At 63.9% G+C, this 21,516-nt stretch carries 19 protein-coding genes and 1 pseudogene; 13 read left to right on the forward strand and 7 right to left on the reverse strand.

What is annotated here, in order from left to right; all coding sequences use genetic code 11:
• Positions 1-7: 7 nt before the first annotated feature.
• The 3 genes from NL114_RS09955 to NL114_RS09965 all read left to right on the forward strand — a co-directional run bounded on the left by NL114_RS09955 (position 8) and on the right by NL114_RS09965 (position 2,248).
• Positions 8-628: a DUF6735 family protein gene (locus NL114_RS09955; protein WP_254824638.1), complete on the forward strand. Its 621-nt coding sequence runs from the start codon at positions 8-10 to the stop codon at positions 626-628.
• A gap of 72 nt (positions 629-700) precedes the next feature.
• Entirely contained in the window at positions 701-1,654 is a 954-nt protein-coding gene (locus NL114_RS09960; RefSeq protein ID WP_254824639.1) for a transcription initiation factor IIB, read from the forward strand.
• Between the two features lie 180 nt (positions 1,655-1,834).
• Entirely contained in the window at positions 1,835-2,248 is a 414-nt protein-coding gene (locus NL114_RS09965) for a DUF8118 domain-containing protein (protein WP_254824640.1), read from the forward strand.
• Here the strand turns inward: NL114_RS09965 and NL114_RS09970 are convergent.
• On the reverse strand, positions 2,233-5,709 hold the full coding sequence (locus tag NL114_RS09970; protein ID WP_254824641.1) for an ATP-binding protein: 3,477 nt from the start codon (positions 5,707-5,709) through the stop codon (positions 2,233-2,235). The two genes, NL114_RS09965 and NL114_RS09970, sit on opposite strands and share 16 nt — an antisense overlap.
• A 354-nt stretch (positions 5,710-6,063) precedes the next feature.
• Here NL114_RS09970 and NL114_RS09975 point away from each other — a divergent pair, with 354 nt between their 5' ends.
• A complete protein-coding gene (locus NL114_RS09975; RefSeq protein WP_254824642.1) occupies positions 6,064-7,152 on the forward strand; it encodes a YncE family protein in 1,089 nt (362 codons plus the stop codon).
• Positions 7,153-7,257: 105 nt separating this feature from the next.
• Here the strand turns inward: NL114_RS09975 and NL114_RS09980 are convergent, their stop codons facing one another.
• Positions 7,258-8,058: a CBS domain-containing protein gene (locus NL114_RS09980; RefSeq protein ID WP_254824643.1), complete on the reverse strand. Its 801-nt coding sequence runs from the start codon at positions 8,056-8,058 to the stop codon at positions 7,258-7,260.
• Positions 8,059-8,134: 76 nt separating this feature from the next.
• Between NL114_RS09980 and NL114_RS09985 the strand changes: the two genes are divergently transcribed.
• Positions 8,135-8,476, forward strand: coding sequence for a DUF8165 family protein (locus NL114_RS09985; protein WP_254824644.1), 342 nt, complete (start codon positions 8,135-8,137; stop codon positions 8,474-8,476).
• An 8-nt stretch (positions 8,477-8,484) separates the two neighbouring features.
• Here NL114_RS09985 and NL114_RS09990 read toward each other — a convergent pair whose 3' ends face one another.
• Entirely contained in the window at positions 8,485-9,849 is a 1,365-nt protein-coding gene (locus tag NL114_RS09990) for a restriction endonuclease (protein WP_254824645.1), read from the reverse strand.
• Positions 9,850-10,011: 162 nt separating this feature from the next.
• On the opposite strand from NL114_RS09990, the gene NL114_RS09995 reads away from it, so the two are divergent.
• The 3 genes from NL114_RS09995 (at position 10,012) to NL114_RS10005 (ending at position 12,099) form a co-directional block, all read left to right on the forward strand.
• Positions 10,012-10,554, forward strand: a complete 543-nt coding sequence (locus NL114_RS09995; protein WP_254824646.1) for a DUF7342 family protein — start codon at positions 10,012-10,014, stop codon at positions 10,552-10,554.
• Between the two features lie 5 nt (positions 10,555-10,559).
• On the forward strand, positions 10,560-11,075 hold the full coding sequence (locus NL114_RS10000; RefSeq protein ID WP_254824647.1) for a hypothetical protein: 516 nt from the start codon (positions 10,560-10,562) through the stop codon (positions 11,073-11,075).
• A gap of 160 nt (positions 11,076-11,235) precedes the next feature.
• On the forward strand, positions 11,236-12,099 hold the full coding sequence (locus tag NL114_RS10005) for a DUF2250 domain-containing protein (RefSeq protein ID WP_254824648.1): 864 nt from the start codon (positions 11,236-11,238) through the stop codon (positions 12,097-12,099).
• A gap of 3 nt (positions 12,100-12,102) precedes the next feature.
• On the opposite strand, the gene NL114_RS10010 is transcribed toward NL114_RS10005, so the two are convergent.
• Complete coding sequence (locus NL114_RS10010; protein ID WP_254824649.1) at positions 12,103-14,160, reverse strand: pentapeptide repeat-containing protein; 2,058 nt, start codon at positions 14,158-14,160, stop codon at positions 12,103-12,105.
• 98 nt (positions 14,161-14,258) lie between these two features.
• Between NL114_RS10010 and xseA the strand changes: the two genes are divergently transcribed.
• Positions 14,259-15,653, forward strand: coding sequence for an exodeoxyribonuclease VII large subunit (xseA, locus tag NL114_RS10015; protein WP_254824650.1), 1,395 nt, complete (start codon positions 14,259-14,261; stop codon positions 15,651-15,653).
• A 290-nt stretch (positions 15,654-15,943) separates the two neighbouring features.
• Here xseA and NL114_RS10020 read toward each other — a convergent pair whose 3' ends face one another.
• Positions 15,944-16,357, reverse strand: coding sequence for a TRAM domain-containing protein (locus NL114_RS10020; RefSeq protein WP_254824651.1), 414 nt, complete (start codon positions 16,355-16,357; stop codon positions 15,944-15,946).
• A gap of 179 nt (positions 16,358-16,536) precedes the next feature.
• Between NL114_RS10020 and NL114_RS10025 the strand changes: the two genes are divergently transcribed.
• Positions 16,537-16,767: an exodeoxyribonuclease VII small subunit gene (locus tag NL114_RS10025; protein ID WP_254824652.1), complete on the forward strand. Its 231-nt coding sequence runs from the start codon at positions 16,537-16,539 to the stop codon at positions 16,765-16,767.
• 410 nt (positions 16,768-17,177) lie between these two features.
• Here the strand turns inward: NL114_RS10025 and NL114_RS10030 are convergent, their stop codons facing one another.
• Positions 17,178-17,408 (reverse strand): DUF7860 family protein, encoded by a 231-nt coding sequence (locus NL114_RS10030; protein ID WP_254824653.1) that lies wholly within the window; start codon positions 17,406-17,408, stop codon positions 17,178-17,180.
• Between the two features lie 83 nt (positions 17,409-17,491).
• On the opposite strand from NL114_RS10030, the gene NL114_RS10035 reads away from it, so the two are divergent.
• The gene (locus NL114_RS10035; protein WP_254824654.1) at positions 17,492-17,731 is read left to right on the forward strand and encodes a DUF8151 family protein; all 240 of its coding nucleotides are present in this window, start codon (positions 17,492-17,494) and stop codon (positions 17,729-17,731) included.
• Between the two features lie 188 nt (positions 17,732-17,919).
• On the opposite strand, the gene NL114_RS10040 is transcribed toward NL114_RS10035, so the two are convergent.
• Positions 17,920-19,017, reverse strand: coding sequence for a glycerophosphodiester phosphodiesterase family protein (locus NL114_RS10040; RefSeq protein ID WP_254824655.1), 1,098 nt, complete (start codon positions 19,015-19,017; stop codon positions 17,920-17,922).
• Positions 19,018-19,273: 256 nt separating this feature from the next.
• Between NL114_RS10040 and NL114_RS10045 the strand changes: the two genes are divergently transcribed.
• On the forward strand, positions 19,274-20,083 hold the full coding sequence (locus NL114_RS10045; RefSeq protein ID WP_254824656.1) for a helix-turn-helix transcriptional regulator: 810 nt from the start codon (positions 19,274-19,276) through the stop codon (positions 20,081-20,083).
• Between the two features lie 83 nt (positions 20,084-20,166).
• Positions 20,167-21,048 (forward strand): annotated as a pseudogene (locus NL114_RS10050) (complex I NDUFA9 subunit family protein); the annotation flags it as partial.
• Positions 21,049-21,516 lie beyond the last annotated feature (468 nt).

Raw genomic sequence — 21,516 nt, forward strand, 5'->3', positions numbered from 1 at the left:
GTACCCGATGGGACATAGAGCACTCGTCGCCTACGAACGTACCGATGGCAACTACAACCTCCACTACACGCACTGGGGTGGCCTCAATCTCCGGTTGATGCACAAGATCACCGCCGCGACGCCGTTCGGCGGTGACCGGCGCCGCGAGTGGCCCCCCGATGTGCACGCGGAACTGACCGCCGGGGCGGAGCCGGCGACGGTTCAGGAGCAATTCGACTTGGAGGCGGCCGCCATGACCGATGTCGAGCCGTTGCCACAGGAAACCGATGTCTCTCTGACCGAGGCGATCAACGACCATCTGGACTTCCTGCTCCACGAGGCGTTCTACGTGGTTGACAGGGCATTCGAGGTGACCGCGTACCGGACACTGTGGTTCGGGCTGAAATACGAGGCCACCTGCATCGCGGAGAGTCCGACGGTCGGCCACGGAGCCCTGCAGCCGGTCCAGTGGCACGAGGGCAAGCCCGTCGGCGATGGGTTCACCCGTGGCCAGTTCAGCGGCATGAAGCAGGTCGTCGGGGAGATGGTCGACCGTGGCATGTTCGACCGCGATGGGGCGCTAGAGTACCTGCAGGGGAAGCTGTTCAGCACAACGGATGCGGAGGTGCGCGTAAGTCTCGCGGTCTGACTCCGCGTCCTCGGCATCGGTTTCTGGGCCCCTGACGGGCGAGGGGCGCCAGCAGGCGTCGCTCGATGCCCCATGCAGACAGGTGCGATCTACAAGCGGACGTTCGATGAGTCGAGCGGGAAGCAGAGTACGAACGGCTGTCCGGAGTGCGGCGGCCGCGTGAACACGACCGGCCATGAGACGGTGTGTGAGGACTGTGGGCTCGTGCTGGCCGAATCCGCGGTTGACCGTGGTCCGGAGTGGCGATCCTTCGAGGACGATGCCGGCGAGCCGGATGGGCGACGGACTGGTCCACCCCTGACGCCGACGAAGCACGATAACGGCCTGTCGACGGAGATCGGCTGGCAGCTCAACGGAGCGGGGTCCGGCCCCTCCGGCCGGCAGCGGCGGCGACTGGCGCGGCTCCGGAAGCAGCACCGGCGGGCGAACTGTCGGTCGAAGCGTGAGCGGAACCTGATCGGGGGGTTGTACGAAGTCAATCGCGTGGCGAGTGCACTCGGGTTGTCGAAGCCGCTTGAGGAACGGGCGTGTGTCCTGTTCCGCTCAGCACAGGATGCGGGCCTGCTCCCCGGACGGTCGATCGAGGCGATGGCAACCGCGAGCGTGTACGCTACCTGCCGGTGTTCCGATACTGCCCGACTGCTGGCTGATTTCGTCCCGGTATCCCGCGTCGGAGAGAGCAGTGTGACCAACGCCTATGCCGTGCTGAACCGAGAATTCGGGCTGCCGACGCCGCCGCCGTCGCCGGACGCCTACCTTCCCCAGTTCGCGTCGGAACTCGACCTGGGCTCGACAGTGGAGCGGCGTGCCCGTCGGGTGCTGGAGGTGGCCGAAGAACAGGGAATCGAGAACGGGCGCAACCCAGCCGGTGTGGCCGCGGCGTGCCTGTTGGTCGCGGCGAGGGAGGTGGGCTGCCCGCAACCCCCGACCCAGACCGCTTTCGCGGAGGTTGCTGACGTGTCGCCCGTGACGCTTCGTTCGCGGCGGGACGAGTTGCTCACGGTTCGGAACGAGCCGTGCGCATAGGATAGTATCCGCGGGCGTGCTCCCGGATGGTTTCTGGGCGCCTCGACGGGCGGGGCGCGGGCCGAGACGGGTCGCGTCCCGGTGTTCCGAATGGCCGAGGAGCTACATTCACCTGATCCAGACGCAGCGACACCCGAAGCGGCACTCACTCGGCGAGCCAAGCGAGCTCGTGCGGAGTCGATGACCGTCTCGCTTCGCCGGACCGGCGGCATCTACGATGTCGAGTCCGAATCCGGGAACACGTACCGGGTCGATCTCCCTGCCGAGACGTGCAGCTGTCCCGACTGGCAGCAGCGCGAGCCCGACGGCGGCTGCAAGCATCTTCGGCGGGTTCAGATCGCGGTCCGTGCCGGTCGTGTCCCGACGCCCGACGGGCGGCTTCCCGAGGCCGCTCGAGCGGCTCGTCCGGCTCTCGAGCGCACAGCGACGGATGGCGGACGGGCCGACGGCGTGACCGGGCCCCATCTCGAGTTCGATCGGTATGGGGAGCCGACCGGCGAAACGTTCTATCGCTGCGCGGACTGCGGACGGGAGTCGATTCATCGGCGTGACGTTGGGTGCGAGCCCAACGAGACGACTCAGGAGTCCTTCTGAATCTGATTCCGCACCCGGCCCAGCGTCAGCACCTCAGTGAAGCCAGGCGTGTCGATTTTCCACTGTCGGGGGGGCGAGTTCTCGCTATACGTCTTCTCCACTCGGGGCTCCCCATCCAACGGATCGTTCAGGGCACTGAGGACCTCGTGAGCTGCATCCCGGTTCCAGACGATCCAGATTGCATTGTCCGGCTCACAGGCAGCCATCGCGTCGAAATCCGCCGGAATGTTCTTTCGGGGGTTGTTGTTCAGCCGTTCGGCCTCTATCGCCACGACGACCTCACCATCGGCATCGAGCCCGGCCGCATCGAGCCGACGGCCGTCACCGACCGGGTGATAGCTGACGGCCCGGGTCACCGGCGAGTCCGGGTCGTCGGCGTAAGTCTGGTCGATGTACTGTTCGCCACACACGACCATCATCGCGTGGAGGCTCGACTCCGCGAGGTCGCCCTCGCCATCGCCGTGGGCGATCCCCTCGCGGTGTCGCTCGCCGATCTCGTCACGACCGTCGGCGGTCACTGTGTACAGTTTGTGTGGCCTGTCGGTATCGTGTCGGAGCAGCCCGTCATCGATGAGCTCCTGCAGCGCGGCTTCCTCGAGACCGAGATATTCGACGAGCCGCTTCATCGAGTCCGTCAGGAAGTCAAATTCCAGTTCGGGGTCGAACCGCTGCTGGCTCGCCGCGTAGACCGTCTGCAGGAACAGGAGCTGCTGGTCCGTGTAATCGCTCGCCGCTCGTTCCGATGCGGAGAGTTTCAGCGGCACCTGACAGACCGGAATCTCGTCCCGGTCGACCTCGTCGGGCGTGTGACAACAGCCGATGGCTCGGCGCATCCCGTCGATGGTCGGCTCGTATCGGGCGTCGCACGTCTCGCACCGGAGTGCGTGGCGCTCGTCGTCGTACCGAACGGGTTCTGGCATCGTGTCGGTGAACGGGAGCGCTGAGTCGACGCGGTCGGCGGTGGTTCCCATCGCAGTGGCGGTCGTACTGGTTGCGGTTTCGGAATCGAGTGCGAGCCCGTGCTGTTCGCGGGTCCGCTCCCCGACCGCGGTGAACAGCGCATCGAACCCCGTCGTTTCCGCTGGAGACAGGGGCTCGGAACCAGCCGGGTCGCCCGGGGGGAGCGGCAGCGATTCGACCAGGAACGGCCGGGGTTCGGCCTCCCCGAACGGGGCCGGGAGGGAGACGAACCACTGGCCGCGTTCGAGCGCCCGGAGGCGGTTCCCCACGTCCTCGGGTGGCATGTCGGCCGTCGCAAAGCGGGTCGTCAGCTGCTCGTCGACGGGGACGTTGCCCGTGACGATTGTGGAGACGTTGTTGAGGAGTTCCTCGTAGGCACCGGCGTCGGCCTGCTGGAGTTGCGCGGGGAACTGCATGGCGAGCGTGATCGACAGGCCGAAGCTTCGAGACTGTGCGAGGAGGTCGCTGAGCAGGTCCGTCGCCGCGACCGAGGCGGCTTCCTCCAGGTAGAGGTTGACGAGCGGCGCGTCGCCCGTGCCGGTGCGCTCTCGTCGTTTGAGTGCGGTCCAGAGGTTCGACAGCAGGACGAGCGTGAGGACGCGCTTGGATTCGGTGCGAAGCCCGCCCAGATCGAACAGGACGACGGCGTCCTCGTCGAGCACGTCGTGGAAGTCGAATCGCGGGCCGTCGCCGTGGACGTGGTTGAACAGCCGCGCGAGGCGGTCGTCCAGCGGAATCTTCTCGATACGGTTGGCGACGCCCTGCATCAGCTCGCTGAACGAGCGCTCGTTGTTCGCGATGATACCCTCCAGCATCGCTTCGAGTTCCGGGTCCGACACCTGCGGTGGCTGGCGGGTACTCCGGAGTTGCTGGACGGCCGCCTGCAGGTCGGCGTGGGTGTAGGCGTCGCTGCCGTGAACCGGGTCGAACAGTGCCTTCACCAGATAGCGGATGATGTCCGGCGACCGGACGGCTTGCTCGAAGCGTTCGGTGCCCATCACACCACGAAGCACCTCGACGTAGTGGTCGACGACGTTCTGCACCGCGCTGGCGCGGTTGATGCCGGCCTCCAGTTGTGGTCGGATATCGAAGAATGAGAGCGCCGGGAGCGTCTCCGCGCAGTCGAAGTAGTAGACATCATCGAGGTCGCCGTGGTCGGCGTAGTGGGCCCGGAGGTACTCGGTGGGCATCCCGTCGCCCTTCGGGTCGATGAGGATGTCCGCGCCGTCGGTGGCAGCGTGGTTCTCCAGTATCGCGTTGACGAGGCTGGTCGACTTGCCGGCGCCGGTCTTCCCGAACCACGCGACGTGGAGTGGCTGGAGTGCTGGGGGCAGCGAAACCGTCCGGTCGAGCGTCCGGCTGTCGGCCGTGAGCGGGTGACCCAGCGGAAGGCCCTGGTCGTCGTAGTGGTCGAGCGTGTGCTCGTCCGGGAGGGGGACGCCGGTGCGCTCTTCGGGGAGCGTACTGAACGCCCGGCGGGCCTGTTCGGAGAGGTCGTTCCCGTCGAGCAGGCAGAAGTGTGCGACGGTGGTCGCGTCGGCGACGATGCAGGGGTCGTGGTTGCTCCCCAGTGGGAGGTGGCGCCGGAGCGTGTCCCTGATCGAGTCAGCTTCACGGAAGGTCGCACTCGTGAGGGCGTCGGCGAGCTCGGTGGCGGTGTCGTCCGTGTGGAGTCGGTGGCCGACACGGTAGAAATCCCCGCCGACGGCTGCGAAGGCGCTGGCGAGTTCCCTGACTGTGGGCTCGGCCTCCGAACCGGTCGCGAGGAGACGAGCGTTCACCTCGAAGGAGTGGGATGCGGATTTCGCGAGGATGGCGTCGATTCGGGTCCCCGGCCGGCTGCCAGTGTCACCCTTCCGGTGGGCCGGTGTCGTTGTTGTGTCGTCGATATCTTCGGGGTCGGTAGGCCCGAGGAGCGTCTTGAACGCTCGCTGGCTGATGGTGTCTTCGTCGTGTTCGAGCTGGTGGACGCGATATTCGGCCTCGCCGCTCCAGTCCGGTTTCGGGCGGAGGAGTGCCTGGTAGACGACTCGGCCGTCGGCGTCGAGCATCCCCTCAGCGACGCTACTCAGGGCGAGATCCGGGGCATCCTCGACGCGGGCGGTGTCGTGCTGTTCCGGGGCGTCCGAGAGCTGCGGTGGCCGAAGGCGGGTCTGCCAGTCCTGGCGCCGTTCGCCAATGCCCTGGAGTTCGGCGATGGCGTAGTCGTGGCCCTGGAGATCGGGCAGTGGGTCGGTCTCGGGGTCCGTGATGGCGTAGCCATCGGGCGTGAGTCGTTGTGCGAGTCGGCGGACGGTCGGGAGCGTGTCCGGTGGGGCGCCCAGATAGTAGGTGATCTCGTCGGCGTCGGGTTCGGCCACGAGACAGAACTCGATTGGGTCGGTGACTGCTTCGTGGAGTTGCGTGAACTGGGCGGTGAGTCGGTCGGCAGCGAGCGGTTCGTTCGTGGGTCGGATGCGGAGGTACTGGTGGGTTTTCTGGGTGGTACCTGTCGTTGCCATTCGCTTGTTTTCGGGTGGTTTCGTGGTGGGATAAGTAGGTGGCGGGTTCGAGCTGCGTGAGTGCGTCGCTGCGCCAGTGCTCCGGATGCGGTCGTTTGCTTACTGGTCGACTCCGACCAATGCCGTCTGACCTGTCCTGAATGGTAAGTTAAAGTAATTTGAAATAAAGCGCCGTTTCATATTGGCAGCATTATTAGGGACGTTCGGTGGGCCGGGTGAGTCGATATGTCACGACCCACAACGCGTCGGCGTTTCCTTCGGACGGTTGGCGCTGTCGGTTCTGTTGGTGCGGTATCGAATCTCGCTGGTGCTCGCCGACCCGGTCGTGAGGGTCAGGAGGGGCGGCGTCGCCAAGTGGCGTTCGTCGCTAACAAGAAGGGTGGGACAATCTCGCTGGTCGATGCGACCACGTTCGAGAAACTCAAGACGATCAACACAGTCCCCGACGGAAAGCAGCCGTCTCCGTCCGAGGACCCCAGCAGTGCGGCGGGGGCTCGGGTCGCGAACGAATTCGCCGGTGAGAATTTCGCCGAGCACGTCTCGGTCGCGCCCGATGGGGCCGAGATGTACGTATCTCGCGGCCACCGTGGTGACCTCGCTGCATTCGACGTAGCTACCGGCGAGATGCGGTGGAAGCTGGATATCCCCGGGTTCAGGTCGGATCACATGACGCTCTCCCCAGACGGGCAGTTTCTGTTCGTCTCGGCGATGACAGATAACTCGATTCAGATTGTGGACACAGGTGGGCCCGCCATCGTCGATTCGTTCCCCGCGGAGCACTATCCACACGGGATTCACCTCACGCACGACCGTAGTCGGGTCATCAACGGCAGCCTCGGGAACATGCTCGTCCCGGACAATGCCGAAGACGAGTCGACGGATGCACGGCAGGCAGATCGGAACCATCGACTCACCGTTGCGGATGCACAGACGCGGGAGGTCGAGGCCGTGTACGAGTTCTCGGATGGAATTCGCCCGTTCACACTCACCGAAGACGATTCGCGCATCTTCCTACAGCTCTCATACTTCCACGGGTTCGTCGAGTTCGACCTTGACCGTGGCCGGCGGCTCCGTACCGTGCAACTCCCAGTCGGTGAGACGGCACAGAACTGGGATCGGAACGACTACCCCAGTGAGGCTGCCCACCACGGGATTCAGCTGTCGCCCGATGGCGAGTACGTCTGTTGTGCGGGGATGGTCGACGGTTATGTGGCGCTGGTGTCGCGCCCCTCGCTTCAGGTCGATACGATTCTCGATGTCGGCGGCCGACCGGGGTGGGCGAAGAACGGGCCTCGAGGCACCCACTGCTTCATCGCTGACCGGCAGCAGAACGAGTTCGTCGCGGTTTCGTACACATCGAGAGACGTTGCGGCCCGCGTCCCAGTTGGTGACTCGCCCGCGGTAATCGACGTGGAGGCCGTTCCCGAGTCGGTGCTCTTCTGAAACTAGAACATACGAGAAATCCACATCAGGTACTGGGAATAGAGCCGTATCCCGGCCCGTTTCCGGTTCTCGTCAGAGTTCGCAGTCGTTGCCGCCTACGTCTCGTCACGCAATCGGTCCCAGTTCCGCTTGCAGCGCTTGGATACGGTTGTATATCTCCTCTAGTTCGGTAATTGTCCGTCCGGATTCGCCGATCCCGCGGTTCGTGTTTTGGATGATAGGTCTTGAGTGAGCGACATCGTTCCGGAGTTCGACTACCTTGTCGAGTCGACTCCCGGCCTGATGACCTGCAGAGAACCCGCAGGCCTCCCAGCAGGCCTCGTTGTTAGCTACGATTCGTTTCAACGTGGAGAACTGTGCGTAGTGGATCGGCTCCAACTCGATATTCGCCCGTGCGGCCTGCTCTCGTCGCTGGTCGATGTCATCAAGTGCGTCCCCTTCGAGGCCAGGAGTTGTCTCCCGCCAGTCTGGAGCATGGTCGGTGATGCAGGCTCGGAAGGCGTGCTCCAGCCGCGAAAGGTGCGTAAAGAGGTGGCGGTGGACGGATTCGCTATTCAGATCCGCTCGAGTGAGGATTCCGCTGATGCGATCTCTATCGCCGAGATAGTAGAACGATCGCTCGTACAGCGCATCCAGCACCGTCTCGAACGAGGCATCACCCGAGATGAGGACCTCGATCGTGAGTGGTGATGCGACCGCCTCGAGTGGGTCATCGCTGTTGGCCTCCTGCGCAGCCTCTACGGTGACGTATCCGACGGGCCGGTTATTGTCGTCGACGACAGGGGCGCTGTCGAACCCCTGGGCTTGCAGCCAGGTCGAGGTTTCCCCTGCACCGGCGCCAACTGGCCGGGTCGCGGGATCAGGGGTTGCGATGGCCCGGGCGGTAGCGCTGTCCGTATGTTCCATGTGCCGTCCCCGACTCCGGCGCTGGTAATGATTTGGCACAGATTTATGCTCTTGGGGTATAATATATCGGTAAGATATGTCTCAAGGGAATCTCCACGTCCGGTTCGACAGCGTGCCCTACAGCGCCGCTCGTTCGGTTTTCCCGGTGGAGTCGCTGTCACCGGAAGTCTGGGCTCGTCACGATACGGCGGCGGAGTGGCTGGAATCGGTGCCCGCGTCGGACATCCTCGCGGTTGCGCCGGAGAGCATGGCGACCGGGTACAAGTTGGCCCAGATGCCGCTGACCGTCGTCTCGCTGGATGATCTGCCTGTCGAGAGTCGTACCTCTGTGGTCGAGGCAGCATCCGGGGACTACTCGCTGCTTGTGCTTGGACGGGCAACGGATCAGGTGAATCACCGGCTTCGTGAATACGTGTGATCGGTGGGTCAGATGATGCCTGTTGCCACCAGCGTCAGGAGCACTAGAACTAGTGCGGTGACGGCACTACCGCCGACCAACGGCGGATTCTCCATCGCCTTCTCGTGGAGTGGCATCTCCGCGTACTCCTCACGGAAGTCCTCCAGATTCGCCTCGTCGTAGAAGTGTTTCGTCGCGAACGCGAACTGGCCGGTCACCGAGCAACCGGTGCAGATGGGCGTCTCTTCCAGCCGCTCGGTCTTCGTGTGTGACTCACAGTTGATACTCCCGCAGTTGGCGCAGTAGGTGTACGTCTCGTCGCTCGCGTCAGCGTCACAGTGGACGCAGCGTCGAACGTCGTCCTCGACGGTCACCCGGGAGGGCCCTGCGATGTAGGCCTCGTACCCGTGTCGGTACTCGCCGAGCGTCACGCCGAATCGGATCTGTGGCAGGTAGACCGGCGTGACCGACTGCACCGAGATATCCGACTGGTTGGGTTCGCACTCTTTCGTGTACGTGACGTTGTTGTCGCCGGTGTACTGGACGGTGGTCGTATGGCGGCGCCGGAACCGGTCGACGGCCCAGTCCTTGTACTCGGTCTGGGTCTGTCCGAACCGGTTGACGACGAGGTCATCGTAGGTCTCTCCGAGGGCGTTCTCGTCCAGTTCGATGGTCTGTGAGAGGTTATTGCCGACCAGTTCGGCGACGTGTTCTGGGCAGGGCGTCGGTCCATCACGCCCGGCACGCAGGGCGACGCCATCGGTCTGGTTGACCCGGTGGATGACGCCGACCGAGGTTTCGAACGTGGCCTGGATGCGGGCCGAGACGATGATGATCGGCTGGAAATGTGCCTGTCGATGGGCTGGCGGCACGTCCTCGATGGCGAGATTCTCCACATCGCGGACAGCCGTGAACAGCGGATCGTCGACTGGCCCGGTCGGGTCGTGGGGGCGGAGGGTCTCGTCGCAGAGGACCTCGATGCGGCCGTTGTACAGGTCGAGCCCCACCTCCTCGGCCAACTCGCGGAGTTTACGGCCGTCGATGAGCTCGATCGGATACGGGTCGTCGTTGGCTTCCAGACGGTCGGCGTACTCCTCGGCCGGGCCGGAGAAGCGTCCCGTCGTGACGACCATCCCGCGCTTCGGGCCGTCGAACTCGTGGGTGGCGATGGCCGAATGGAGCTTCTGGACGACCGGCCGGCCAACCGACTTCGTGTGCTTACACTCGACGACGATACTGCGACGGGTCCCGTCGACGACCTCCTCCATGATGATATCCCGGCCCTCGTCGGCGGTTTTGGTGGCCTGTCGGACGTTCTCGTAGCCGAGGTTCCGGAAGACGTCCTCCATCACGTCCTCGAACTCGAATCCCGAGAGGTCGTCCAGAATCGGCATTACCCAGTGTCGCGGGGGCGTGTGGCTTGAGTGTTCGGCATGGAGAGTCCGTGCCGGTCCATCCTGCCGACGAGTTGTCTCGTCGCTCGTCAGCGCTCATCTCTCAATATTCTACGAGCGGTCGTAACATATATTGATGCCAGTGGGCAAGGAATCGTAGAGATGCCCGACTGGAAGGATGACCGCTCGCCCCGCGAGCGAGTCCGGCAGATCGCCGAAACGGTCACCGATCCGGTCTCGACGAACTGGGTCGCTGAGCAGGCTGCTGTCGGCTGGCAGACCGCCAAAGACGAACTGGAGCAACTCGCAGATCGGGGCGACCTCCGGCGGGTCCAGCAGGGTGACAACGTCAGATACGTCCCGGACTTCACTCGCCTGTATACGGAGCGGATTCGGGAACTCGTGCTCTCGTTCTCCCGTGAGGAGCTTCGCGAGGAAATCGTCCAGGCGAAAGAGGATATCCAGGATATCCAGTCCGAGTACGCAGTCGAGTCGCGAGACGAACTCGAGGCGTCGTTGAGCGCCCCGGACGTGTCCGCGGCTGAGGCAAGGGAGCGACAGCAATCGCTCCGTCGATGGGAGGAGGTGGCCGACGAAATCCAGCTTCTGGAACACGCCCTCAGCCTCTATGATGACCTCCACGATGTCGATCCGTACGCTGAAGAGGACGTCGGCGAGGGAGCCTCCGAGACGAGGGTTGCGTAGGAACCATGGCACCGTTCGGGTTCATCTTCCTCGCGAACAGGGGAAACCTCACGAAGGCGAAGCTCTACGAGGCGATTCGTCGACGGCTCGGTAGGGAGCCCGGCTGTTACGGGGTTCAGGTGCGTCCGTCTCGGGCTCGTCCGAGAACCATCGAAGCTCGTGTGGAGACAGCGGAATTCCTGGGGCGAGCATATGCCGTCGACGATGCGACCTTGACGGTGCGATTCTCTTATCCTCGCGCCGTGGGGTATGAGTATTACATCATCGAATGGAGTGAGGCTGCACGTGATCTCGGAATCGGCTGGCATCAGGACGAGGACCATCCCGACCTCGGAGAGTGTCACTTCCAGTTCGACTACGCCGGGGCGACGATCGACCGACGGTCAGCGACGTTCATCGACGAACATCCCCTGGAGGTTCTAGAGACCCGGCTAGACCAGTTGCGAGCGGTCCTTCCCCAGATCGATTGGGCCGAGGGTGAGCCGAAGCTTTCCGACGATGGATTGCCCGTCCCCGAGTAGTCTCTGCTCGGTCGCTCGACGAGTGAGCGGGAGGGGACGATTCACGATGGATGTGCCCAGCGGCTGCAGACACTGAATCGCAGCAGCGCTCCACTCACCCAGTGACGAGTGGGGTGGGCACAGTACGTTCAAACCTGTTGCTATCCAATAGACGACACGAATGGTCTCCCAGGCCGAGATCGACCGGCTTCGTCTCGAGGCCGATACCATCATGACTCGCTACGAGGCGGTCCGGGAGGCGCTGGAGACGGCCCGTACCGAGTCCGGGGACCACTGGGAGGACGGCGAGTTGGACGTGACACTCCAGACGCCCCACGGTGAGCCGATTGAGATTACGCTCGATCTCGACGCCGACCCGTCGAGCAACGCTCAGGCGCGATACGAACGGGCGTCGGAGCTGGAAGCCGAACTGGAACGCAAGCAGGCCGTCGTGGGGCAATTGGCGCCGATGCCCGCGGAGCCGGTTGCGTACTTGCTACTCTATCATCTCGATACCGTTGAGGGGAACTACCCCCGTTCGATGGCCGGGCATCTGGATGCCGAGCGTGGACAGGTCGAGGAACTGTGCGAGGAACTACTGCAGGTCGGCTTCGTCGAGCGCCTCGAGTCCGGGACGGTCAAGCAGCGGCGGGCCAAGGCCAAGCAGAGCGACGAGGTCCGCCAGCACCACACCTACTACCGCCTCTCCCGCGAGGGCGACCACCTGCTACGCTTCCTCGAGGAGCGGGAGGGGAAGCTGAACGTGTTGCGGCATCTCCCCGAGGGGCAGACCATCGTCCGTCGGCTGGCCCGCGGTGGGCCCGATTACGCACGGATGACGGCCAACGAGCTGGGGATGGAGTTCGAGTACGTCCGGCATTGCTATCGGGCGCTCCGTCGCGTCGGGCTCGTCACCGAGTACGAGGGTGGCACGATCAAGGCGAGCGAACGGAAACTGAAGCCGAAGGACGAGACCCACCGCAAACACACCTACTACGTGGCGACTGATGTTGCCGACCAGTTACTGCGGGAACTGGACGACTGACACTCACCGAGCTGCTCGGCGACCGAACACGAACACGAGCAGGGCAAGCAGTACCGCCCCCAGCGCGGTTTCTGCCACAGTGAACACCTGTCCGAGTGTCGTCGTTGGTCGGAAGTCACCGAATCCCAGCGCCGTGAACGTGAGCGTACTGTAGTAGAAGCTATCCCAGATGACACCCGGTGCCTCCGGAATCCGGGTCCACGAGATCGGCTGGCCGAGTGTCCCGCCGGACTCGACCGGACGAATCCAGCCCCCGAAGAGATAGATGAGCGAGAACAGGCCGACGATGAGACTCGACCAGCCCACGATACGGGAGAAACTCTCCCCGTACCCGAACAGCGCCCGCTGGACGGCCTGGAACCAGTAGCTGATCCGGTCACCCTCGGCTCGGAGCCGGCGTGTCTGCATATCCTGGCGGAGGATGAAGAAGCGGTTCTGCCATTCGGGAAGCGCGTTCGACGCGGCAAGTTGCTCGAACTGGCGATACACGCTTCCAGCCCGGATTTCGGGTGGTACCCCATCGTCGCTCTCCGGGGCCGATCCCTCCCCCTTCGGGTCGTAGACGCAGCGGTACTGGTCCCGGCCGGAGGGCCCCACGAAGAGACTCAGACACCGTCGTCGGAGACTCGGGGCGTGTTGTTCGGTCGCTTCGGGAGCGAGCGACTCGAAGATCTGCTCATCGATCTGTGCATCGCCCAGCAGCGTGCCGTACAGCAGGGCGCCGTTGAATCTCGCATCCGAGAGATCCGCCCGATTGAGGACGGCCTTCTCCAGGTCAGCGTCGACGAACTGCGTACTTCGGAGGCTCGCATCCGTAAGGTTCGCCTTGTAGAGGTATGCACCGGTGAGGTCGGCGTTGTAGAGGACGGCATTGGTCAGATTGGCCTTGTAGCAGTTCGCATCGGTGAGGGTCGCTTCCTGCATCGCTGCGTCGGTGAACTCCGCCTGTTCGAGGCTTGCGTCGTGGAAGTCGGCCCGGGTTGCGGTTGCCTCGACCACGGTGGCCCCGTCTAGACTCGCTCCGGTGAGTGTGGCCCGAGCGAGCAATGCTTCCGTCAGATTCACTCTGGCCAGGTCCGTCCCATCCAGCGTCGCTTCCTGCAGGTTCGCCTCCCGCATCGTGGCCTCCTGTACGTACGCGTCCGTCAGGTCAGCGCTCCCCAGGTCGGCCTCCGTCAACTCGGCACGGAACAGATACGCTTCCTCGAGGCTTGCTTCGCGGAGGCTCGTCTCCGTGAGCGCCGCTCTGGTACAGTCCGCTCCTGTGAGAATCGCCTCCTGCAGGGTTGCCTCGGTGAGGTCCGCATCCCGGAGTTCCGCATCTGTGAGGTCCGCACCGTCGAGAGTCGCCTTCTCGAGGTCCGTCTCCCGCAGATAGGCGTCGGTAACGATTGCGTCGTCGAGCGTCGCTGCTGTGAGATCGGCGCCGCCAAGGAGTACGTTCGTGAGCGTCGCCCCATCGAGGGCCGCCTCGCGTAGGTCCCCGCCACGAAGGTCGGCGGCTGTCAGGGCCGCACCGGAGAGCGTTGCGCCGCTGAGCGCCACGTCACGGAGGTCCGTATCGACCAGATCCGCGTCGCGAAGGTCGGCCTCCGTGAGCGTGTTGTTCCGGAGATAGGCATCGGTGACGGTTGCATCTCGGAGAAACGCGTTCGTGAAGTCGCTGTCCCAGAGCGTCGCCTTGCTGAAATCGATGCCAGCGATGATGGCATTCCGGAAGTCGAGGTCCGTCAGCTCCGCCTCGGTGAAGTCCGCCCCCCGGAGGGCACAATCCTGAAACGAGAACGCGCTATCGAGTGCCACTCCTCGAAGCTGTGCGCTATCGAGCAGTTCGTCTACGGGGCTGTTCAGGTCGCGAATCTCCGGCGGAGCACGGATGTCGGCCAGTCGCTTGGCCGTCTTGTGTCGCGTCTCCGCGGGGTCTGCGTGCCAGGCGCAGTGGTCCGTATCGGGTAGCGACTCTCGGTAACAACAGTTCTGGTGAATCGCTCCGTTCTCGGCTTCCGGGTCGTAGTCCTCCGGCCACGTGTGTCCACACCGGTCCCCGGGCGCCCCTGACATACCTGTTCCTTCAGGGGGATGTACAAGAAGTTCCGCCTGACGGCTCAGGTGTTCGGGGTCCGTGATTTATGTCCCTCCGCGGTGTTGGTTCGACAATCGTGGCGAATGTTGGGGATAGCCCCGAGTCGGGAACAGCGGAGCTACCGGAGGGGACATGGTCGGTCGCCGAGGTGAACGAGGCCATCAGCACCGTCCTCGAGGAGGCGACCGACCGCTTCCCGACCTACGTCGTCGGGGAGGTGTCCGATGTGAGCCACTACGACTTCGGGACGTTCTTCGATCTACGGGACCTCGAGGGTGAGGCCGTCGTCTCCTGCCTGGCGTGGTCGTACGCCGTCGACGGATTCGACCACGACCTCGAAGCCGGTGCCTCGGCTGTCGTGCAGGCCTCCGTCGAGTATCACGCCGAGAAGGGCAACATGCAGCTGATGGTCAGCGATTACTGGCCGCTCGGCGAGAGCGCCCGGATGCAGGAACTCGAGGAGCTGCGGGCGGCGCTCGACGAGGAGGGCCTACTTGACGCCGACCGGAAGCGGGAGCTGCCGGCGTATCCCCGAACGGTCGGTGTCGTGACCTCGCTGTCGGGCTCGGCCCGAGAGGATGTCTGTTCGGCCATCCACGACCGAGCGGCGGGCGTCGACGTGAAGCTCTGCGGCGCGACCGTGCAGGGCGAGAACGCGGTGCCGTCGGTCATCGGCGCGGTCGAGCAGCTGGACCGTGACCCCGAGGTGGACGTGTTGGTCGTGACCCGTGGTGGTGGCGCCGACGCGGATCTCTGGTGTTTCAATTCGGAGCCGCTCGTCCGCCGGCTCGCGGACTGCCGGACGCCCGTTATCGCTGCTATCGGCCACGAGGACGACCGGACGCTAGCCGACGACGTGGCTGACGAGCGGTGCATGACGCCAACCGACGCAGGCGTGAACGCGGTGCCGGACATGTCGGTCGTTCGGCGTGGTGTGGGTGATCTGGAGCGGCGTATCGACGATGCGTACCGGGCGTTCGCCGACGGTCGGTTGGACGCGGTGGAGCGGCGCGTCGAGACGGCCCACGAGTCACTCAAGCAGACGGCAGCGACGCAGCGAGCGGAGCGTCGGGGGCAGTTACAGCGCGCATCGGCGCTAGAAGCTCGTCTCGACAGTGCGTACGCGTCACTGGTGGCCGACCGGCTCGGTGGTGTGGAACAACGGCTCGATGGGGCGCTTCGGGAGCTCGAGCACGCCGCCGAGACCGAGGCTGTGACCGCACAGGCGGCCCGTGGTCGGGTGGCCGATCTCGAGGCCCGAATCGACCGGGCGTACGCGACGCGTGTCGAGCGGGAGCTTTGGGGGCTGGAGTCTCAGATCGAATCGGCCTATCGGGAGCGAGAAGCGGATGCGCGTGTGGAAGCTGGGGCGGCCGAGGCGCGGCGGTTGCGGGTTGTTGTGGCCGTTCTGTTGGCCGTGCTCGTGCTTGGTGGAGTGGCGGTCGCGGTGCTGTTGCTCGGTGTTGTGTAGGTGGCTCGCCCCCACTACAGCTGCTCGATAGCGGGGGCGACGCACACGCTGTTCCGATTCGGATGGCCGCAGGATGAATGGTGGGCGGATGACTGGGTTAAGCCATCCTACCTGCCAGGGCGGCCCGGGCTGTAACACCCTGGTAGCGCACTGGATCAGGATTCCGTCTATCGGGTCACTCCCTGTCTACTTAGGGCTTCTCGCATCGAGACACGGTCGGCTGAGCGTGCTGAATCGATGTGGGCGGAGTGGCTCGCCACTGGTGCGTGATGGGGAGCAGAGATTACGCTCTAGTCGTAGTAACTCAGTCGCTCGACGACCTCAGCAAACGCCACGTTCGTCTGGACATCCGCGATTTCGATTCTGACGCGTTCACCCTGTTCGGTGTCGGGCACGATGACCACGAAGCCACGTTCGACCCGAGTGATGCCGTCTCCCTGGTCTCCGAGACTCTCGATATCGACCGTCCGTGTTTCGCCCTCCTCCACTGGGGGTTCTGGGTAATCACGTTCACGGGCTGGTTCGGTTGTTGCTCGTCCAGCCTCCGTGTTGGAGGTCGCGTCGAGAAGGGCCACGCGGTACGTTTCCCCCTCCGACAGCTCGCCAAGCTGCACCTCCTGTTCGGGAATCTCGAGCCGATACGTCCCGTCCGATTCAGTCACCTGCGCCGAAAACAGACATCGTAGTTGGTCCGGAATCTCCATCTAACAGTCTACCTGATATTCCGACGCTGCCCTTTTGATTCTGCTGTTCAGGGGGAGTTCGATGCAGCTGCGGTCCTTGCTTCGCTGGTCGCTTCCGCCCTCGAATCGCATGATCAACTCTCATCGAGCCATCGGAGAGGGCGAGGGTTGAAGCCGACTCGCCAGCGTAGTCGGACGTGATGAGTGCATCAGGGGAGGCCGATGAGTGGGGCATCAGCGAGCGGATCGACCGGCTGGAGGCGATCGCCGAGACGCTCGAAGAGGGGGAGGTCGGGTTGGAGACCGCGAAGGAGTTGCGCGAGGAGGCCGACGACCATCTGGAGACGTTGCGGGCGGACCTGGATGTCGGAGACGGAGAGATCATCGAGATGGAGGCCGAGGCGGTCGACGTAGATGGGGACGAGGCCTAAGATCCGGTACTGGGGCTATCTCTCCGGGATATGGGGTAATCGCTCCTGAGCGGTGACGAGAATCCCGTCTCGTTCGCTGGTAGGGACGACCGCGACTACCTCATAGGCTTCCTCGTTGTGGTGGTCTGGGGGGGCGATTTCGTGGCAAGGGAACTCCATATCCCGTTGCGCGGGTGGGGAGCTATTACTGTTAGTGGAATTTAGGGCTCAGTCGGAATCCTCTGGGTCTGACAGAACCGGCGTGCTGACTATAGAGGGTGTAGCCAGCAGATGCCTGAAGTATCTTCTACCCGTTCGGTGGTGAGTTGATTTGATACAGCGTGCGGGCCAGTTTAGCCGCTCTCTGGCAGGAAGTTGACTGGGGTGGCAACGACCGGCCTCGGCTTTGCGTCGGCCCAGGCCCGATTCTCCTACTCGGTGAGCGGGAGCGCAACGCCGAACACGAACGGGGAGAGCAGGGCTGTGAGTACCCCCAGTACGGTTAGGAGGAAGAGCAGACTGTGTTCCCATCCCGGAACCGTCATGCCGAGGCCATGCTGTATTGGCTCGGTGAGTTCCCCAACTAGGAATGCGCTCACCCCCAACAGGAATCCAAATTTCGTGAGTCTGGCGTAATCGGTCGTGCTGGTACCTCTCTGCATGGGTGTACTTCTGCGGATGGGAGGGGCTATTATCTGCCTTTCGGCAAGCTAATCAATACACAGTACAGACACGGACAGTACCGATGCGATTCCATACGCTCGAACTCCTCCCCGAACTCCTGGAACTGCTCCTCTCTGGCCTCGTCGCTATGGCGCTGTCCGTCGCGGGAGTGTACCTCGAACACTTCGCCTTCGTAACCGCTCAGGGTGGGGATACGACTCTTGGGCTGTGGGCTATCATCCCGGGTATCGTCTGTCTCGGATTCGCATATGCCATTACTACCGACAAAATCGTGCCAACCCTCGCTGAAATGAGAGCCTGATTGTTTCCACCGGTAACTGCTAGCGTCGTCAGCGTAGTTGTGGGCAGATGTTTGATCGCTTTACCACTTGCTGGGGCTGATTCGTTTCTGGCCGACTCGCGCCCTGTATGCAGCACGGCTGCTGAAACCCGTCACCGACTGAGAGTTTCCACAAGCCAGTATTCAGATAATTCGTCCGACCTCCAACTTTAGTCGTAGGCGACCCCGCGGTCAGCCAACAGCGCTCCGAGAACGGTCGGGCGATCGGTCATGATGCCGTCGACGCCGATATCCAGTAGCCACTCCATCTCGCTCCGGTCGTTGATCACCCAGACGTGGACGGCGTAGCCGTTCGCGTGGGCCTTGCGGACGAACGCCTCGTCGACGATCTGGATGCCGTTGTAGGAGACGGGGACCTGCAGGACATCGTATCGGGGTTGGCGTACCCCAGGAAGCGGCCCCTGTGAACTCGCCCACTGGACTGCCGTCCGGCCCTGTCCGACCGCCGTCTGGACCTCTGGGGCCTGGAGCTTGAACCGTTCCAGCGCCGCATCGTCGAACGCGACGACGATGTCCGTCCCGACGCGGTCGTACTCGCGGAGGAGTTCGGCTGTTCTCTGCTCGACTTCATACGGTGGATTCCGCTCCTGCGTCGACGGGAGCGAGATGGTGAGGAACAGTTCCGTCGGCAGCTGGGTCGCGACCTCGAGTGTCTCCTCCAGCGTCGGAATCCGGAAGTCGTTGGGCTCGACTTCGATTCCGTTTCGGGGGCCCAGCCCCGGCGGGAGTTGTGTCTCACCGGTCGCGTACCCGCGATACTCGTACTGTCCGGCGGGCGCGTCGCGGGTCGTGCCGTCGCCCTCGACGAACCAGTAGGCAGCGTCCAGGTCCTTGAGCTCGGCGAGTCGCTGCTCGTTGACGCGGCCGCTCCCGCCGGTCGTCCGGTTGACCGTCTGGTCGTGATAGACGACCGGCGTCTTCTCCGCTGTGGGCTTGAGATCGAGTTCGAACATATCGATCCCCGTTGCGGTCGCCTGCTTCAGGCCGAACAGGGTGTTCTCCGGCACTTCGAGCAGGCCGCCCCGGTGCCCGATGTTGAGCACACGTCGGTCGGGCCAGGGGTTCCCGTTCAGGTCCAGCGGGTTGTCGATCGGCGTGGCCGAGGCGCGTCCGAGGAACGGTAGCCCAGCCGCGACGCCGGCAGTACGGAGGAGGGTTCGGCGGGTCGTCGATGGTGCTGTGTTCCGTTCGGCCGATTCGTTTCCGGGGGAAGCCGATGTCCGTTCCGCCCGACGGTCCTCGTGCATGGCCGCTGGCTCGCCTGTAGCGTGGTTAACGGTTGAGCCGTCTGTCTCCGGAGGTATCTAAGGGTGTACTACGGGGCCTTCGACGGCAGTGTTGAAAGCTCCCGCTCGCTGGGCTGGCGGGTACGTCTCGCTCGGGTCGGTAACCTGGGAGGGGTGGCTGGAAACCGAATATGGGGCGAATTGACCCCCTCTCGCTGGGCGACCCTCCCAAGGACCTGATGCGAGGGTTTTCGGTAGCCGGCGTTTAGAATCAGATATGCCGGCAGCGGACGCCGCACAGTTCCTCGCAGGGTCGACAGAACGGCGACAACTCTTGGTTCGTCTCTTGGAGGGTGCCGGGTCCCCAGCCGATCTGGCGTCGGACCTGCCGCTCTCACGACGGAGCGTCCAGCGGCATCTCGGTCAGTTCGTCGATCGCGGCTGGGCCGTCAAGGAGTCCGGCCAGTATCGACTCACGGTTACCGGTGAGCTCGTCGTTGAGGAGCACACGGCATATCTGGAGACTCTCGAGCGTATCGAGGCATTCAGCGACTTCTTCGCCCATCTCCCGGATCGGGAGCATGCGCCCGAGCCACGGTGGCTCGATGATGCCACGCTCGCGACTGCAACGGGCGACAACCCCCAGGCACCGGTCCACTGCTATCTCGAACACATCAGGACGTTCGAGACGGACCACATCCGCATGGTATCGCCGGTGTTGAGTCGGCTCTTCCACGAGGCACATGCGGACCTGGCGCTGGACGGTGTGCACACGGAACTGGTTCTCTCGACGGCGACGATCGAGCGGGCCCGGGAGTTGAATCCCGCCGAGTTCACCATCGTCACGAGTGTCGACGTGCTCGATCTCTACCGATATCCATCGACCATCGGGTTCGGGCTCACGCTCGGGGACGACCGCATCATCATCGGTGCCTACGATGCCGAGGGGCAGCTTCGGGCCTGTGTCGTCTCCGAGAACCCCGACCTCATACGATGGGGCGAGGAGCGATTCGAGCGGTATCGGGACGACGCCGATCCGATCGAGCCGTCGGTTTCACGCCCGTTCTCGTTCGGCGACCGGACCTGACCGCCAACTGCTGACGCGTCCGTCAGGGGGTGTCACAGCCGCCAGCAGATATCGTCAATCCCGAGGTGGCCGTAGTGACTCCCATGGATGTACTCGTTGTCGGCGGAACCGGTTTCATCGGTAGCCGTCTGAGCCGAACGCTTCACGAGCAGGGGCACTCGGTGACCGCCCTCTCACGAAGTCCCGGCGACGAGCCCCTTCCGGATGGTATTCGGACTGTCGCCGGCGACGTGACCGAGTACGACTCGATTGAGTCGGCATTCGCTGGTCAGGATGCCGTGGTCAATCTGGTGGCGCTCTCGCCGCTGTTCACGCCAGCCGGTGGCAACGAACAGCACGAGCGAGTCCATCTCGGTGGCACCCGAAACGTCGTGCGAGCCGTGGAGGCACACGATGTGGAGCGACTGATCCAGTTGAGCGCTCTGGGTGCCGACCCCGACGGGGCGACAGCCTACATCCGTGCGAAGGGTGCAGCCGAACGCGTCGTGCAGGAGGCTGCGCTCGACTGGGTCATCGTCCGCCCGTCGGTCGTTTTCGGCGACGGTGGTGAGTTCATCCCGTTCACCAAGCTGTTGACGACGCCCTACCTGACGGGACTCCCAGGGGGTGGGGCGACGATGTTCCAGCCGATTTGGGTTGGCGACCTCGTCTCGATGCTGGTAGACGCGGTCGAGGACGACCGGCACGTCGGGTCGGTGTACGAACTCGGCGGCCCCGATACACTCACGCTGGCTGACGTGGCCAAGCAGGTGTATCATACCGAAGGACGGCCCTGCTTCGTCCTCCCGATTCCGATGGCTGTCGCTCGCCTCGGGCTGACGGTTGGGGAGAAACTCCCCGGCTTCCCCATGGGTGCCGACCAGTTTCGCTCGCTCCAGTTCGACAACACGGTCTCGGAGAACGATATCGAGGCATTCGGACAGCGGCCGTCCAATCTGCGTACGCTTGAGGGCTATCTTACCGAGCGTAGCGCAGCCGCCGATGCCAAGGCCCGTTCGAGCTGGATGGCTCTCTCGACGCTGGCCCTGTTCGGGCTCCTGGGTGGTGGCTGGCTCCTCCCAACCGTCGTCGATATCTACAGCTACGGCGGCCTGCCACGTCTCGCGTTCCTCCCATCGTACCTCGTCTCGATACTCACCTACGACGGGGGGCTCGGTCTCGAACGCGTCGCGTCTGCACTCGCCCCGGCCGCACCCGTCGATGGAGGAACCTTGTGGACGGTTGGGCTCTTCCTCACGTTCTATCTCGTCGCCGTGCTGAGTACGTGGTTCGGCCGACGTCTGCGAGTTACTGCTGTATCGATACAGTCGGATGGTGACCGTCCTGGACAGGACGGCGAATCTGTCTGAGGCCCCAGGGATGGTTGCTCTGGGGGGTAGAGAGTTGCTGAGCTCGGAGCCCGGTACACAAGCTGTTGCCGGAGCTGTCGGAGT

The organism is Haloglomus halophilum (assembly GCF_024298885.1).
Lineage (GTDB): Archaea > Halobacteriota > Halobacteria > Halobacteriales > Haloarculaceae > Haloglomus > Haloglomus halophilum.